Annotated in this window: 18 protein-coding genes; 5 read left to right on the top strand and 13 right to left on the bottom strand. The window is 64.4% G+C overall.

Annotated elements, in window-relative coordinates:
- Positions 1-23 precede the first annotated feature (23 nt).
- From yajC to pdxT, 6 genes are all read right to left on the bottom strand, one after another.
- Positions 24-431 carry a preprotein translocase subunit YajC gene (gene yajC, locus CQ017_RS01380; RefSeq protein ID WP_096284830.1) on the bottom strand — a complete coding sequence of 136 codons (408 nt, stop codon included), beginning with the start codon at positions 429-431 and terminating at the stop codon, positions 24-26.
- 140 nt (positions 432-571) lie between these two features.
- Positions 572-1,621, bottom strand: a complete 1,050-nt coding sequence (gene ruvB / locus CQ017_RS01385; protein ID WP_105552175.1) for a Holliday junction branch migration DNA helicase RuvB — start codon at positions 1,619-1,621, stop codon at positions 572-574.
- A gap of 9 nt (positions 1,622-1,630) precedes the next feature.
- Positions 1,631-2,248, bottom strand: coding sequence for a Holliday junction branch migration protein RuvA (gene ruvA, locus CQ017_RS01390; protein ID WP_105552176.1), 618 nt, complete (start codon positions 2,246-2,248; stop codon positions 1,631-1,633).
- Positions 2,249-2,309: 61 nt separating this feature from the next.
- Positions 2,310-2,918, bottom strand: a complete 609-nt coding sequence (locus tag CQ017_RS01395; RefSeq protein WP_096284836.1) for a crossover junction endodeoxyribonuclease RuvC — start codon at positions 2,916-2,918, stop codon at positions 2,310-2,312.
- Between the two features lie 8 nt (positions 2,919-2,926).
- The gene (locus CQ017_RS01400) at positions 2,927-3,685 is read right to left on the bottom strand and encodes a YebC/PmpR family DNA-binding transcriptional regulator (protein ID WP_096284838.1); all 759 of its coding nucleotides are present in this window, start codon (positions 3,683-3,685) and stop codon (positions 2,927-2,929) included.
- 3 nt (positions 3,686-3,688) lie between these two features.
- Positions 3,689-4,300 (bottom strand): pyridoxal 5'-phosphate synthase glutaminase subunit PdxT, encoded by a 612-nt coding sequence (gene pdxT, locus CQ017_RS01405; protein WP_105552177.1) that lies wholly within the window; start codon positions 4,298-4,300, stop codon positions 3,689-3,691.
- Positions 4,301-4,511: 211 nt separating this feature from the next.
- Between pdxT and CQ017_RS01410 the strand changes: the two genes are divergently transcribed.
- Entirely contained in the window at positions 4,512-5,342 is an 831-nt protein-coding gene (locus CQ017_RS01410) for an aldo/keto reductase (protein ID WP_258133449.1), read from the top strand.
- Here the strand turns inward: CQ017_RS01410 and CQ017_RS01415 are convergent.
- The gene (locus CQ017_RS01415; RefSeq protein ID WP_105552179.1) at positions 5,339-6,478 is read right to left on the bottom strand and encodes a CapA family protein; all 1,140 of its coding nucleotides are present in this window, start codon (positions 6,476-6,478) and stop codon (positions 5,339-5,341) included. The two genes, CQ017_RS01410 and CQ017_RS01415, sit on opposite strands and share 4 nt — an antisense overlap.
- Positions 6,479-6,550: 72 nt before the next feature.
- Here CQ017_RS01415 and CQ017_RS01420 point away from each other — a divergent pair, with 72 nt between their 5' ends.
- Both CQ017_RS01420 and CQ017_RS01425 read left to right on the top strand, forming a co-directional pair.
- Positions 6,551-8,563, top strand: a complete 2,013-nt coding sequence (locus CQ017_RS01420) for a M3 family metallopeptidase (protein ID WP_105552180.1) — start codon at positions 6,551-6,553, stop codon at positions 8,561-8,563.
- Complete coding sequence (locus CQ017_RS01425; protein WP_096284850.1) at positions 8,563-9,327, top strand: GNAT family N-acetyltransferase; 765 nt, start codon at positions 8,563-8,565, stop codon at positions 9,325-9,327. The genes CQ017_RS01420 and CQ017_RS01425 overlap by 1 nt, the downstream gene beginning before the upstream one ends.
- 73 nt (positions 9,328-9,400) lie before the next feature.
- Here the strand turns inward: CQ017_RS01425 and CQ017_RS01430 are convergent, their stop codons facing one another.
- Positions 9,401-9,961: a dihydrofolate reductase family protein gene (locus tag CQ017_RS01430; protein WP_105552181.1), complete on the bottom strand. Its 561-nt coding sequence runs from the start codon at positions 9,959-9,961 to the stop codon at positions 9,401-9,403.
- A 263-nt stretch (positions 9,962-10,224) separates the two neighbouring features.
- On the opposite strand from CQ017_RS01430, the gene CQ017_RS18010 reads away from it, so the two are divergent.
- Positions 10,225-10,374 carry a hypothetical protein gene (locus tag CQ017_RS18010; protein ID WP_181150479.1) on the top strand — a complete coding sequence of 50 codons (150 nt, stop codon included), beginning with the start codon at positions 10,225-10,227 and terminating at the stop codon, positions 10,372-10,374.
- A complete protein-coding gene (locus CQ017_RS18015) occupies positions 10,364-10,537 on the top strand; it encodes a hypothetical protein (RefSeq protein WP_181148294.1) in 174 nt (57 codons plus the stop codon). The genes CQ017_RS18010 and CQ017_RS18015 overlap by 11 nt, the downstream gene beginning before the upstream one ends.
- 234 nt (positions 10,538-10,771) lie before the next feature.
- Here CQ017_RS18015 and pdxS read toward each other — a convergent pair whose 3' ends face one another.
- The 5 genes from pdxS to thrS all read right to left on the bottom strand — a co-directional run bounded on the left by pdxS (position 10,772) and on the right by thrS (position 15,522).
- Entirely contained in the window at positions 10,772-11,680 is a 909-nt protein-coding gene (gene pdxS, locus CQ017_RS01435; RefSeq protein WP_096284856.1) for a pyridoxal 5'-phosphate synthase lyase subunit PdxS, read from the bottom strand.
- A 165-nt stretch (positions 11,681-11,845) separates the two neighbouring features.
- Positions 11,846-12,442: a hypothetical protein gene (locus tag CQ017_RS01440; protein ID WP_105552182.1), complete on the bottom strand. Its 597-nt coding sequence runs from the start codon at positions 12,440-12,442 to the stop codon at positions 11,846-11,848.
- A complete protein-coding gene (locus tag CQ017_RS01445) occupies positions 12,439-12,741 on the bottom strand; it encodes a hypothetical protein (RefSeq protein ID WP_146112401.1) in 303 nt (100 codons plus the stop codon). Before CQ017_RS01445 ends, CQ017_RS01440 begins: the two co-directional genes overlap by 4 nt.
- Positions 12,742-12,916: 175 nt before the next feature.
- Entirely contained in the window at positions 12,917-13,483 is a 567-nt protein-coding gene (locus CQ017_RS01450; RefSeq protein ID WP_181150480.1) for an HIT domain-containing protein, read from the bottom strand.
- Between the two features lie 23 nt (positions 13,484-13,506).
- On the bottom strand, positions 13,507-15,522 hold the full coding sequence (gene thrS, locus CQ017_RS01455) for a threonine--tRNA ligase (RefSeq protein ID WP_105552185.1): 2,016 nt from the start codon (positions 15,520-15,522) through the stop codon (positions 13,507-13,509).
- Positions 15,523-15,585: the final 63 nt, after the last annotated feature.

Here is a 15,585-nt window from a genome sequence, read left to right on the forward strand (position 1 = left end):
TTACCACCGCGATGGTGCCTGCCTTAGGCGTTGCGGTCGTCCTTGCCTTCGCCGTTCAAACGACGCAGGCTTTCCTCTGGGGATTCGGCGACGGCAGGAGCCTGCTCGGCGTCTTCGGCCGGGGCGGCCGGGGCATCGGCGTCCAGGAAGGTGGAGATGGCCTGGCGGTGCAAGGTGAGCACGACGCCGTTGGCGACCTCGACGAGCACGCGATCCTGCTCATCGATGCTGATGATGGTGCCGAAGATCCCCGAGTTGGTCATCACCTTGGCGCCCGGAACCGACTTGGTCTTCAGGGCTTCCTGCTGCTTGGAGACCTTCTTGCGGCCGCGGATCATCATGATGATCAGCACTGCGAACAGCGCCACCATCAGGATTATGGATGGGTTGAAGCCGCCACCGGCTGCCTGGGCAAGGACGAGGGAATTCACGTGTAATACCTGCTAACGATTCGTTAAAAGAATTAAGACGCCCGGGCATGCCAAAATCGGGGCATGTGTCGGGCGTCTCCAGTCTAATGGCTGAAAGCAAATCGCCTAGCCATTTACGCGGGCAGAGTAGAGTTATTCACCTAATCCACATCGGTTTCATAGTTTTGGGCTCCGGCAAAAATCGCGTCCTTGGGCATCACTAGGCCCAGGTGCTCCCACGCCGCGGGCATCGCGATACGGCCACGCGGGGTGCGCCCCATCAAGCCTTCGCGGACCAGAAAGGGCTCGGCGACGGTTTCCACCGTCTCGCTTTCCTCTCCGACGGCGATCGCCAAGGTGGATAGCCCCACCGGGCCGCCGCCGAACTTCTTGCACAGCGCTTCAAGCACCGAACGGTCCAGCCGGTCCAGCCCCATCGGGTCAACCTCATACATTTCCAGAGCCGCGGCGGCGGCGCTGGCATCGATCTGCTCGAGCTTGTTGACCAGCGCCCAGTCGCGCACGCGGCGCAGCAGGCGGTTGGCAATACGCGGGGTACCGCGCGAACGGCTAGCGATCTCGCTGAATGCGGAGGAGGTCACGCGCAGGTCAAGCATCATCGCCGAGCGGCGCAGCACCAGCTCCAATTCTTCGACCGCATAAAATTCCAGATGCCCGGTGAAGCCGAAGCGGTCACGCAACGGCCCGGGCAGCAGCCCGGCGCGCGTGGTCGCACCCACGAGGGTGAACGGTGGAATTTCCAGCGGGATCGCGGTGGCTCCGGCCCCCTTGCCGACGATGATGTCCACACGGAAATCTTCCATCGCCATGTAGAGCATCTCTTCGGCCGGACGGGACATGCGGTGGATTTCATCCAGGAAGAGCACCTCCCCCTCGGTGAGCGAGGAGAGGATCGCGGCGAGGTCGCCGGCGTGCTGGATGGCAGGGCCGGAGGAAATGCGCAGCGGGGCGTTCATTTCGGCGGCGATGATCATCGACAGCGTGGTCTTGCCCAGCCCCGGAGGTCCGGAGAGCAGCACGTGGTCGGCGGTTCGCTCGCGGATTTTTGCCGCTTCCAACACCAGCGACAGCTGCTGGCGCACCCGCCCCTGGCCGACGAAGTCATCCAGGTTCCGCGGGCGCAGGGCGGCCTCGATCACCCGTTCTTCCGGTTCGCTTCCGGCGTTTGTCAGCTGCGTGGACTCATTCACGGGGCCATCCTATCGGGCGCGGGCGCGGGTGGACATGCTGCGCAGGGCCGCACGCAGAATTTCGGAGACGTTGCCGGTTTCGACAACCTCTGGGTTCGCCTTGCCCAGTGCCGTGAGCGTGGACTGGGCATCCTTTTCGGTCCAGCCCAAGCCGGTGAGTGCCTCGATAACCTGCGGCTCCCACACCGAGGCGGTGCCCGGGCGGCCTGTTGCGGCATCCACTCCGGTGGGTACGAGTTTTCCGTTCAGCTCCAGCACGATGCGGCTGGCGCCCTTCGGTCCGATGCCGGAGACCTTGGTGAAGGCGGCGGTGTCCTTGGTGTTCGCCGCGATGCGGACCTCTTCGGGGGTGTGCACCGCCAAGATCGCCAATCCGGTGCGCGGGCCGATGCCCGAGATGCCGATGAGCACCTCGAAAACCTCGCGTTCATCGGGCGTGGCAAAACCGAAAAGGGTCATCGAGTCCTCGCGCACCACCATCGAGGTGTGCACGGTGGCCTCGCGGCCCAGGTGCAGGGTGGACAGCGTGGCGGGGGTGGCGTGCACGAGCATGCCGAAGCCGTTGACGTTGATAACCGCGGAATTCAGGGTTGCCGCCTGGACCGTGCCGGTCAGTGAGCTGATCATGCCACTCCTCAAAAATATGTTCGAACGATCCCAGCTTATCGAAGATACCTACGAATGGCGATTAGCGGCGGGTTGCCCGGCGCTTCGAAGAGGCTTCGGCGGCGATCCACGCCTGCTGGGCGGCGGTGAGCTGGTTCGAACCGACCCGCCCGGCGGTGGCCGAGGCCGAGGCCGAGGCGTTGGACCCGACCGCCGCACCGCGCCACCCGTGGGCGATGGCCAGGGCCACCGCATCGGCGGCATCGGCGGGCTTGGGCGGCTCGTCGAGCCGGCAGATCTTTGCGACCATCTTGCCGATGGCAACCTTGGTGGCCTGGCCGCTGCCGGTGACCGCGGCCTTCACCTCGGTCGGAGTGTGCAGAGCCACGGGAATGCCGCGGCGAGCCGCGGCGAGAATCACGATGCCGGTCACCTGGGCGGTGCCTATCACCGTGGACACGTTCGCCGAAGCGAAGACGCGTTCCAAGGCGAGCACGTCGGGCTGGTGCAGTTCGAGCCAGGCGTCGATCGCCTCGGCGATGGCCAGCAGGCGCGCGTCCAGCGGAGTGCCCGTCGGGGTGCCGGCCACGGTGAAGCCAACCAGTTCAACCTGCCGATTGGCGGCGACGTCGACCGCGGCCAGCCCGCAACGGGTCAGGCCGGGGTCGACGCCTACGATGCGCAGGGCCAAGCCGGTGCTTAGTTCTCTTCGTCGAGGGCCGCGCGGACCTCGTCGGAGAGGTCGGCGTTGGTGTAGACGCTCTGCACGTCATCGAGCTCTTCCAGCGCGTCGTACAGGTGCAGGAACTTGCGCGCCCCTTCGACGTCCAGGTCCACCTTCATCGACGGGATGAATTCCATCTCGTCGGTTTCGTAGGCGATCTCGGCTTCGTCCAAAGCCGCGGCCACGGCACGCAGATCCGAGGGATCGCAGACGATGGCGAAGTTCTCCTCTTCGTCCAGGATCTCGTCGGCGCCGGCATCGAGCACCACCATCAGCAGGTCATCCTCGGTCAGCTCGCCCTTGGGCAGGCGGACGACGCCCTTGCGGGCGAACAGGTAGGAAACCGAGCCGGGGTCGGCCACGGAGCCGCCGTTGCGGTTGATGCCCACGCGGACCTCGGAGGCCGCACGGTTCTTGTTGTCGGTCAGGCACTCGATCAGCAGCGCCGAGCCCTGCGGGCCGCGTGCCTCATAGATGATCTCGGTGTAGTCGACGACCTCGCCGGTCAGCCCGGCGCCGCGCTTGACGGCACGGTCGATGTTGTTGATCGGGACCGAATTCTTCTTCGCCTTGCTGACCGCAAGTTCCAGGGCCGGGTTGCCGGCCATATCGGCGCCGCCGACACGAGCGGCGACTTCGATGCCCTTGATGTACTTAGCGAAGGCCTTGGCGCGCTTGGCGTCGATCGCGGCCTTCTTGTGCTTAGTGGTTGCCCATTTGGAGTGGCCTGACATGCTTTAAGCGTCTCCTCGCGTGATATTAATGAAAAATTCGTGGATAGCGCGGCTACCGGTAACTTCCGGATGGAAGCTGGTGGCCAACAAATTCCCCTGGCGTACTGCAACGATTCTACCTTGTGCGCGGCTTTCGGGGGTCGGAACCGTGCTGAGCACCTGCACGTCGGGCCCGACTTCGAGGGCTTCGGGTGCGCGGATGAACACCGCGTCGAGGCTGTGCCCGGCGAATTCCAGCGGGTATTCGAAGGAGTCGACCTGTCGTCCGAAGGCGTTGCGGCGCACTAGCATGTCGATCCCGCCCAGGGTCTGCTGCTGCAACCCGATACTTGAAACCGCCGGGTTGTCCAGCCGGTCCGCAAGCATGATCATGCCCGCGCAAGAGCCATAGGCGGGCATTCCTGCGGCCAGGCGCGCCTTGATCGGTTCGGCCAGCCCGTAGCTGCGCGTCAGCCGGTCGATCACCGAGGATTCACCGCCCGGGATGATCAGCGCATCGACCGCCGCCAGCTCCTGGACGGTACGCACCGCGCTGGCCTTGACCCCGAGCCCGGACAGGGCGTTGAGATGTTCGCGGAAGTCGCCTTGGAGCGCGAGCACGCCGATAACCGTCATGAATCTACCTTCGAATATTGCTTGGCTGAAGTGGCGCCGGAAAATTAGCGACGGATCAACGGTAGTGCCTGGTGGCACGTGACGCGGCGCATGTTTCCCGGTGTGTCGTGGATACGTTGGCCGCCGGCGGGCAATGTTGATAGCTTGCCTTGAGGTTCGGCGCGAAATCCGCCGGCCGTTGACGCCACCCGATTCACCAAGGAGCTACCCGTTGGATGCCCAGCACAAAACCCTCGAACTGCCAGGCGGAGTGGATATGCCCGCGCTGGCCCTAGGCACCTGGCCGATGCGCGGGAACGAAGCGCGCGACGCCGTCGCCAGCGCCCTGCACCTGGGCTACCGGCATGTAGACACCGCCGAAAACTACGAGAATGAAGAGGCGGTGGGCGCCGGGCTGCGCGCCAGCGGGCTGCCGCGCGACCAGGTGTTCTTGACCAGCAAATTCAACAAGCGCTGGCATTCGTTCTCCGGGGTAGGCCAGGCGTTCGAGAATTCCGCGCAGCGCCTGGGTGTGGACTACCTGGACCTGTTTCTGATCCACTGGCCGAACCCGGACCAGGGCACCTTCACCGACGCGCTGGCCGGGCTCATCGAATTGCGCGAACAGGGAAAGATCCGCGCGGCCGGCGTCTCGAACTTCAAGCCGGCGCATCTGCAGGCGGTACTCGAGGCCGGGCTGCTGCCGGCGGTGAACCAGATCATGATCGACCCCGAGCACCTGAACGCCGAGACGCTGGCGGCCAATGACGCGCACGGGGTGCGCACGGTGGCCTATACCCCGCTGGGCCGGATGGGTGCATTCCTGCAGGCCGAGGCGATTAGCGCCCCGGCGGCGCACTACGGGAAAACCCCGGCGCAGATCACCTTGCGCTGGCATGTGCAGTCCGGTCGCGGGGCCGCGCCGAAGTCGGCGGATCCGCGGCGGCAGGCGGAGAATCTGGACATCTTCGATTTCGAGCTGACGGATGCGCAAATGCGCGCGATTGATGCGCTGGATTCCGGGGACGGCCCGAAGATGGACTCGGACAGCTTCGGGCACTAGTTCAGCTCCCAGGGCACCAGTCCGTCGTCGAAGGCATCAAAGGCGTTCACGGTTTGTGTGGTGCGCGCAAGCGAAGCCTTGGCGGCGGCGGCCGGCAGGCAGTCATCGGCGGTGGCGACCTGGCACCAGCGCACCGGGGACTCGCTCAATTGATGCGGGACCCAGGCCAGCTCGCTGAGCCCCCAGTCCTCCTTCGGGTCGCGGGTGAAGGTGGCCTTGATGCTGATCCCCTCGCGGTTCAGGATCGTGGGGGTGGCATGCTTGGCCACCGAGTTGCCCAGGCCGTAGACGATCCACGTCCCGGCGTGCTTCTCGATGGGCAGCACCGAATGGGTGTGGTGCATGTAGATGAAGTCGAAGGCGCCGGATTCAGCCAGGGCGCGCCCGAGCCGGCGTTGCGCTTCGGTGGGTTTGCTGCTGTATTCGGCGCCGTCGTGGATTGCGGCGACAACGATTTCGGCCCCATCTTTGGCCGCTTGCTTGGCCCGCTGGATGAGTTTGGCCGCGCCCACCCCGGTATCCACCTGCCAGTCGGCGTCCGCGCGCATCCCGTTCAGCGAATAGGTGCTGGCGATGATCCCGAGCTTGACCCCATCCACCGTCATGATCGGCGGCGCCGCGGCCTCCTTGGCGGTGCGGTAGGAGCCGGTGGCGAACAGGTCCTGCTGCTCCAGGGTGTCCAGGGTGCGGTTGACCCCGGCGGTGCCCTTGTCCACGGTGTGGTTGGTGGCGGTGGTGCAGCCGTCGTAGCCGAGCTTGGCCAGGTCCGTGACGATCTGCGCCGGGACGCTGAACATCGGGTAGCCGGTGTACGGCGCGGTGCCGATCGGCGTCTCCAGGTTGCACAAGGCCACGTCCGCGTCCTGCACATAGGGCTCCAGCCCGGCCAGCAGCGGAGCGAAATCATGGCCATCGCCCGTTTCCGCCTCGTCAAGCAGCTGCGGGTGCAGCAGCACATCCCCGGTGGCCATCAGCGAGAGCTCCTGCGGTTCGGGAGGAGGGCTGGGGGTGCTTGGGACGGGCGCTGGCTTGCTTTGCGGTGCGTTGGCCGTCGGCGTCGGCTCACCGGAGGTGTTCGCAGAACAGCTCGTGAGCAGGAGGAATGCGAGGAACACCGGGAGCGCGCGTTGCTTCATGGGCTCCAGCCTAGCGGCTGGGCGACCGTGTTAATGCAAGCTAAATCACGTGTCCTGTGGTTATCTGGCACTATGCCAAACCCGCTTCTGAACCCCAGCCAGCTGCCCTATCAGTGGCCAGATTTCGCGAATATCACTGCCGAAGATTACCTGCAGGCCGCCCATGCCGGTGCCGAGGAGCACCTTGGACAGATAGCGGCCATCGTGGCCGACTCTGCCCCGGCGAGCTTCGAGAACACCTTCCTCGCGCTGGAACGCAGCGGGCAGTTGCTGCGCCGCACGCTCATGGCCTATTTCAGCGTGCTTTCGGCGCACGGCACCGAAGAGCTGCGCGAGATCCAGTCCGAACTCAACGGCATCCTGACCGCACAGCGCGACGAGATCCAGCTGAACCCGGATCTCTATGCGCGGCTGCGCGGTGTAGACCTGGAAACACTGCAGGGCGAAGATGCCCGGCTGGCCGGAGAGACGCTCAAATCCTTCGAGCTTGCTGGCGCCCGATTGGACGCGCAAGCCAAGGAAGAGCTCAAGTCGCTGAATGCGCGGCTTTCCCAACTGTCCACCGAGTTCTCCAGCAAGGCGCTGGAAAACCAGAACGCCCACGCGGTCTACTTTGCCGATGCCCAAGAGCTTGAAGGTCTGGAACCGGCCCAGCTGGACTCCGCCCGCGCCGCGGCCGCAGCCGCCGGGCACGAGTCCGGATGGCTCTTGCCGCTGGTCTCCCCCACCGGGCAGCCGGTGCTGGCATCCTTGGCTCGGTCGGAGTCCCGGCGCAAGGTATTCGAAGCGTCGCTCAGCCGCGGCTTGAACGAAAATTCAACGCTGCCACTGGCCGCGGAGATGGCCGCGCTGCGGGCAGATCGGGCGGCACTGCTTGGCTATGCCAACCATGCCGAAACCGTGCTGGCCGACGCGACGGCACCCTCCACGCAGGCGGTGGCCACGCGCCTGAAAGAGCTGACCCTGGCCGCGGTGCGGAACGCGGATGCAGAAGCGGAAACGCTGCGCGAATTGGCCGGCGGTCAGCTGAACGCCTGGGACTGGTCCTACTATTCCAATCAGGTGTTGCGCGAGCGCTATGCGGTGGATTCGGCGGCCCTGCGCCCCTACTTCGAGCTGGACTCGGTGCTGCACCAGGGCGTGTTCGCCACCGCCGGAAAACTCTATGGGCTCAGCTTCAGCGAACGCTTCGATTTGCCGACCTACCATCCGCAGGTGCGGGTGTGGGAGGTATTCGATGCCGACGGGAGCCCGCTGGGCCTGTACAGCGGAGACTTCTTGGCACGCGAAACGAAGAAGGGCGGGGCCTGGATGACCTCGATCCGCGACGCCGCCGCGGATCTTCACGAACGCCCTATCGTCACCAATACGCTCAATATCCCGGCTCCGGGGCCCGGGCAGCCGATCCTGCTGACTCTGGATGAGACCAATACGCTCTTCCACGAGTTCGGCCATGCCCTGCACGGTCTGCTTTCCGACGGGAAGTATGCGACGCTCTCGGGGACCTCGGTGCCGCGGGACTTCGTCGAATTCCCCTCGCAGGTCAACGAGATGTGGGTGCTGCATCCCGAGGTGGTCGGCGGCTATGCGCGGCACCATGAGAGCGGCGAGGCGCTGGCGGATGAGCTGATTGAGAAGATCCGCGCGGCCGAGCTGTGGGGCCAGGGGTTCGCGACCACCGAATACCTGGCGGCCAGCGTGCTCGATTGGGCCTGGCATACCTTGGAGCCCGGAACGCGCATCACCGACCCGGAAGAATTCGAGCGTGAGACATTGACCAACTTCGGGTTCACCCCAGAGTTGATCCCGCCGCGCTATCGGACCGCGTATTTCCAGCATATTTTCGCCAACGGCTACTCGGCCGGGTACTACTCCTACATCTGGTCCGAAGTACTGGATGCCGACACTGTGCAGTGGTTCGAGGAAAACGGGGGCTTAATGCGCGAAAATGGAATGCGGTTCCGTGAGGAATTGCTCGCGCGTGGAAATACGCGCGATCCACTTGAGTCTTACGAAATGTTCCGCGGTCGCAGCGCACGGGTCGAACCGCTGTTGCGCCGTCGAGGATTGGTGAACGCAGAATAATGACGACAATTGCCTCCGCGCAGGAAGCTCTCAGCCATTGGCAGCAGGCCCTCGCGGTAGCCACCGGCGGCAAGATCTTTACCACCCACGGCTGTTCTTGGGCCTGGCAGCCGGTGCGCAAGCGCCTGGTGCTGCTCTTCCCCGAGCAGGCCGAGCCCGCGGGCCTGCGTCCGGCGCTGGCCGAGGGAATGCGGCTGGGTGCCCAACGGGTGGAGGCCTGGGTGAACTCCGGGTCCGATGCCAAGGGGCTGAAGGAAGCCGGATTCACCGACAGCGCGCAGATCGCTTGGCATGCCGGACGGCTGGCGATCCCGATGAATCGCTGGGAGGGAAAAATCCGTTTGGGCAACAACGTTCCCGAGGCCACCGGCCCGGATGCCGCCGAGCTGAAGGTGACGAATCTGTGGCGCGAGACCTCCACACAGCTCTCCAGCGGCCACCCGGCGCTGCGCCGCGTGGAGCACGCGGTGGCGCGCACCGAGGAGGGGGATATCGTCGGACGCGGATTCGTGCAGCAGGGTCTGGGCGGGCAGCTGATGGTGCATTCCCTGGCGGTGGGCACCGGCTATCGGCGCCAGGGCGTGGGGACCGCGCTCTTGCACGGGCTGTCGCGTTCGCTGATCAACCCGCTGGATCCGCCCGATGAGGAAAAAACCCAGGAGCTGCTGGCCGCGTGCACCCCGGGCAGTGCCGAATTCTTCAGCTCCAATGGGTTGCGTCTGCTCGGCCGCGGAAGGCATATGATTCTGCGTTCCTGGAACTAGATTGCGGCTTGCGGCTGTGGCGGGACACCGGTTTTCACCGGGTCCCGCCACAGCCGTTTAACTCCTGTTTGCCCTAGGCCAGGGTTTTGACCAGGTAGACCAGCCGGGCAAAGGGGCCAGCCTGGCGCGCCTCGGCCAGCTCCAGCCGCTCGCTGCCGATGCTGCGCGGCAGCAGGGCCGCTCCCCCGGCCACCGTCGCCGGAGCAATGGTCAGCGCGAGTCGATCGAGCGCATCGATATCGAGGAACTGGCCGAGCAGTTCCCCTCCGCCGAGCACCCAGATATCAGCTTCGCCCGCCGCGCGGCGGAGCTCCGGCAGCTGCTCGGAGGCCGAGCCGCTGACTAGTTTCACGTTCGCCCCCTCGGGGATCGGCAGCTGCCGATGGGTGAAGACGTAGGTGGGCTTGTCCCCGTAGAGCTTTTGCCACTTGGCCGGTTCGGCCAGCAGATTTTCGTGTTCCAGCACCCATAGGTAGGTGTTGGCGCCCTCCACGTGCACGCCCACGTTCTGCGGCAGCAGTCCCGGATCGGGTTCGCCGGCACCGGGCACGTCGAAGAGCCATTGCAGGCTGTGGTTCTCATCGGCCAAGAAGCCATTCAGGGTGACGGCCGCGTCGAAAATGATCTGTGTCATGGGCTCAGTCTGCCATTTTTCGGAGCTACTGCAAGCTCGGCACCGGCGCCTGAACGGAACTCTTCGCGAAGGCCGAAAACCCTCGGCGGTTGCCGGCTGTCGACTGGCAAGAACTGATCGTCGTTCGCATTGGCAACGGCGCATTCGCCTCCAGAAGAGGCAGGTGCTCAAGCTCATTGCGCTAGACTTCTAGTCATCATGATCAGCCCGTTGCCGCAAGGCGCGGGCTGATTTTCTTTGTTGGCAGGCCCATGGCGGTGTACATGAAGCCGTGGCTATCCGTCGAGGAACAGATTGATCGACTCATTGGGCACTACGGGAATCCGCAGAACGCACCGGGCCAGCGCAACGTCGGGTTAGTCCTCGCGCTCGACCACTCGCGTGACGAAAATGCCTTGGCGGTTGAACTATAGGCTCAAGGACGAGCTCGGCATGATCTCCCGCGGGGAGACGTCGCACGAGCGGTGGCAACATAAGCGGACAGCGAAGGGCGCGGCCCGCATCTGGTTCTATGTCCACGAGCGCACGGTCTTCCTGGAACAGGTTGACACGAGCCACCCGAATGAAACGAAGTAGCCCCTTTTTTCGAATGAACTACGTGGACTCGCCACTGTGCGGGCGGGTCGTGCCAAGCTGTGCCCGCCTCCAGTGCAGATTCATATTGCGTCTCGTGCTCGTCGGAAGTTCACCATCTGCCAACCGCAATTATCCGTTGATCGACGCATCTCCCTGCAGCGACGGGCATAACGAACCGGGGCCACGCCACCAATTACAGGCAATGTGACCCCGGAGAGTGTCAGTTGGCAGCTATTACCAGCCGCGCTCGGAGAGGCGGTGCGGCTCTGGCAGCTCGTTGACGTTGATGCCGACCATCGCTTCGCCCAGACCGCGGGAGATCTTGGCCAGCTCATCCGGGTTGTCGTAGAAGGTGGTGGCCTTCACGACGGCAGCGGCGCGCTGCTCCGGGTTGCCTGACTTGAAGATGCCCGAGCCGACGAATACGCCATCGGCGCCCAGCTGCATCATCATCGCAGCGTCGGCCGGGGTGGCGATGCCACCGGCGGTGAACAGCACCACGGGAAGCTTGCCGGTGTGCGCGATTTCCTTGACCAGTTCGTACGGGGCCTGCAGTTCCTTGGCCGCCACGTAGAGCTCGTCCTCTGGCAGGGCCGCCAGCTTGGCGATCTCGGCGCGGATCTTGCGCATGTGCCCGGTGGCGTTCGAGACATCGCCGGTGCCTGCTTCGCCCTTGGAGCGGATCATAGCCGCGCCCTCGTTGATGCGGCGCAGGGCTTCGCCCAAGTTGGTGGCGCCGCAGACGAACGGCACGGTGAATGGCCACTTGTCGATGTGGTGCTCGAAGTCCGCCGGGGAAAGCACCTCGGACTCGTCGATGTAGTCCACGCCGAGGGACTGCAGGATCTGCGCCTCGACGAAGTGGCCGATGCGGGCCTTGGCCATCACCGGGATGGAGACCTCGGCGATGATCGAGTCGATCATGTCCGGGTCGCTCATCCGCGAGACGCCGCCCTGGGCGCGGATGTCGGCAGGAACGCGTTCAAGTGCCATCACTGCCACCGCACCGGCATCTTCGGCGATGCGTGCTTGTTCTGGAGTGACAACGTCCATGATGACGCCGCCCTTAAGCATTTCGGCCATGCCGCGCTTGACGCGCTGGGAGCCGACGACGGTATCGCGACGCTGATCTGCTGATGACATTTTCGGGAAATTCCTTTCGAACACGTGATTGCACAATGGTGCTATGCCAGTAATCGTAGGAGCGCTTTGCTTTATTACCTCCCGTGTTGCGTCACAAATGACTACAGGTAGATTCATCCCCTAGTTACCGGTTAGTGCGTAACATTGAGATTTCACGTCAAATCACTAGTCAACACGTTTTTTGAATGGGATTTCAGGCTCGGCCTCCAGGGCGTCCGCAACCCGGTATTTTTCCGGCTGTCCGCGCCCTTCCGGATTTGCCTGCTCCAGGCGCGCCACCTCAGCGGAGATATGTCGCAGCAGCGGCGCATCGTTGCCAATATCCGCTGCCACCGAACGCAGTTGCCCTGCGTAGGCCAGAAGGCGCGAGGTGTAGCGCTTGGTGAAAGAGGGATCCGGATCGCTGGCGCGGCGATGGGTCGATTCGAAGTTTTCGGCCAGCTCCTCGACTGCTGGCTCCACCGAGTCCAGTACCTGCAGCAATGTGCGATCCGCCGCATGCGGGATCGCGCACAGACCCAGCTGGTAGAAGTGCTCGGTTCGCAGCGCGGCCGCTAGGCGCTCCATCGGGCTGAGTGTTTCCAGCCAGCCGAGCAGGAACTTGTCGCAGGCCTCGTCGTAGTCAAAATGCAGCTCCTCGAGCAACTCGACCAGGGTGCCGATCGAATACCGCGCGGCGCCTTGGACCGCGAAACGGATTTCATGCTCTGTCCCGCCGATGATCCAGGCACGGAGCTCCTCAAGGGTTCCGGTCGATGTCATGGCGCGCAACCGGGCGGGAAGTCGCCGCGATGCTTGGCGGATCCGGCGTTCTCGCTCCAGGACAGGGCCGCGCAATCGCCGAAGCCGGAGTGCGCGGCATGCACCGCTTCCCACTTCCGGGCCTTGGACTCACCGGTAGAAATCTTCGGCACCGGCAGCTTGGCCGCGAGGTTCGCCAGCTCGTGCTTGGCCGTTTTTGGCCCGCAGGACGCCTCCAGCGTTTCGCGTGGCTCTGCGGCACTTGGCAGCGCCATGGGCGGGGGCAAGGGCATAAGACCGTGGCCTGCGCTAGGGTTCATGGATTGCCTCCGGCACTGCGGGTGGATCTTGAGCGGACAGCATCAGTCTAGCTACGTGGCTTCGGATTTGATCCTTCAAGTCACCAGATCAGGCGGGGCAGAAAGGCATTAAAAGCCGCGGGGCGGCAAGAACGATTCAGCATTCTTGCCGCCCCGGCTCAAGCAGTGGCGATTCCTAGGCTGGGCTTTCGCTATCCCAGGCGCCGGCAATGGCTTCGCGGACCTCGGAGAGGGTCTGCGGGATGGCCTTGGTCTGCGCGATGATCGGGAAGAAATTTCCATCCCCGCTCCAGCGCGGCACGATGTGCTGGTGCAGGTGCGCGGCGATCCCGGCACCGCCGGCCTCGCCCTGGTTCATGCCCAGGTTGAAACCGGCAGGGTTGGAGACCTGGCGCAGCACGCGCATCGATTGCTGGGCCAGGGCCGCCATCTCCGCGGTCTCCTCCAGCGTGATGTCCGTATAGTTCGGCACGTGGCGGTAGGGGCAGACCAGCAGGTGGCCCGGGTTGTACGGGAACAGGTTCAGGATCACGTAGCAGGTTTTCCCGCGGTGCACGATCAGCGCTTCTTCATCTGTGCGCTTCGGACCGGCGCAGAACGGGCAGCTGGCCTCGTCCTTGACCTGGTCCTGCCCGCCCTTGATGTAGGCCATGCGGTAGGGAGTCCACAGGCGCTGGAACGAATCCGGCACGCCGGCGAGTTCAAAATCGTCGGTGACGGACCGATCTGCGTGGTGTTGCATACCCATGGACTCCCTTGCCCGTACTAGTTGCTGTTGTCGCGGCTCTTGATGGCCTCGACGATGCGGGCTACCGCGTCATCGACCGGAACCTGATTCTCCTGGCTGCCATCGCGGAAGCGGAAGGAGACCGCATTCGCGTCGGCATCCTCGCCACCGGCGATGAGCACAAACGGGATCTTGTCCTTGGAAGCGTTGCGGATCTTCTTCGGGAAGCGATCCGAGGAGTCATCCAGCTCCACGCGCACGCCCTGGGCCTTCAGCTTGGCCACCACTTCGGCCAGGTAGTCGTTGAAGGCCTCGGCCACCGGAATGGCGCGAACCTGCACCGGGGAGAGCCAGGCCGGGAAGGCGCCGGCGTAGTGCTCGGTGAGCACACCCAGGAAGCGTTCGATGGAACCGAACTTCGCCGCGTGGATCATCACCGGCTCTTGGCGGGAGCCGTCGGCCGCCTGGTACTCCAGGCCGAAGCGGGCCGGCTGGTTGAAGTCGTACTGCACGGTGCCCATCTGCCAGGTGCGGCCGATGGCGTCCTTGGCCTGGACCGAGATCTTCGGGCCGTAGAAGGCCGCGCCGCCCGGATCGGCAACGAGCTCGACGCCGGATTCGGTGGCCACGCGCTCGAGCACCTCGGTGGCTTCCTCCCACTGCTCTGCGGTGCCGATGAACTTATCGGATTCCGGATCCCGGGTGGATAGCTCCAGGTAGAAGTCGTCCATGCCGAAGTCGCGCAGCAGCGAGAGCATGAAGTTCAGCAGGTGCTCAACCTCGGCCGGTGCCTGCTCCTTGGTGACGTAGGAGTGGCTGTCGTCCTGGGAGAAGCCGCGCACACGGGTGAGGCCGTGGACCACGCCGGACTTCTCGTAGCGGTAGACGTGGCCGAATTCGAAGAGGCGCAGCGGCAGTTCGCGGTAGGAGCGGCCACGGCCGCGGAAGATCAGGTTGTGCATCGGGCAGTTCATTGCCTTCAGCCGGTATTCCTGGCCCTGCTTGGTGATGTTACCGTCCTCGTCGCGCTCCTCATCGATATGCAGCGCCGGGAACATGGTGTCCGCGTAGTACGGCAGGTGGCCCGAGGTGTGGAAGAGCCCGTCCTTGGAGATGTGCGGGGTGCCCACGTACTGGAAGCCCTCTTCGACGTGGCGATCGCGCACGTAGTCTTCCATCTCGCGCTTGATGATGCCGCCCTTGGGGTGGAACACCGGCAGGCCGCTTCCGAGCTCGTCCGGGAAGGAGAACAGGTCGAGTTCCGCGCCGAGCTTGCGGTGGTCGCGGCGCTCGGCCTCGGCCAGACGCTCCTGGTAGGCCTTGAGGTCTTCCTTGGTGGGCCAGGCGGTGCCGTAGATGCGCTGCAGCTGCTTGTTCTTCTCGCTGCCCAGCCAGTAGGCGGCGGCCGAACGGGTCAGCGCGAAGGCATTCTTGATCAGCTTGGTGTTCGGCAGGTGCGGGCCGCGGCACAGGTCCTTCCAGACGGTCTCTCCGGACTTGCGGTCGACATTGTCATAGATGGTGGTTTCGCCGGCGCCGACCTCAACGTTGACGCCCTCGCCGGAGGTGTCATCGGAGTCCGCCTTGGCCAGCAGCTCGCACTTGTAGGGCTCGTCGACCATTTCGGCCTTGGCCTCATCGGGGGTGACCTCGCGGCGCGCGAAGAGCTGGTTCTGGTTGATGATCTTCTGCATCATCTTTTCCAGCTGCTTCAAATCTTCCGGGGTGAACGGCTCTTCGACATCGAAGTCGAAGTAGAAGCCGTCGGTGATGTAGGGGCCGATGCCGAGCTTGGAGTCCGGGCGCAGCTGCTGTACGGCCTGGGCCATGACGTGAGCGGTCGAGTGGCGCAGCACCTCCAACCCTTCCGGATCGCTGATGGTGACACGGGTGACGGTGGTGCCTGCTTCGAGTTCGCGGGCCAGGTCGCGCAATACGCCGTCGACGTGCATAACAACCACGTCTTTATCCTTGGCATAGAACTGCAAACCGGTTGTTCCCGCGTCCACCTGGACCTGCTCGCCATCGATGGTGAGAGTGCGCTGCTCGCTCATGAGATCGGGTTCTGCCTTTCAATCTGTGATGGCTTCATAGCTTGTGGCATACCTTGGCCACAG

Origin of the sequence: Arthrobacter sp. MYb224 (genome assembly GCF_002975455.1) — a bacterium.
GTDB lineage: Bacteria > Actinomycetota > Actinomycetes > Actinomycetales > Micrococcaceae > Glutamicibacter.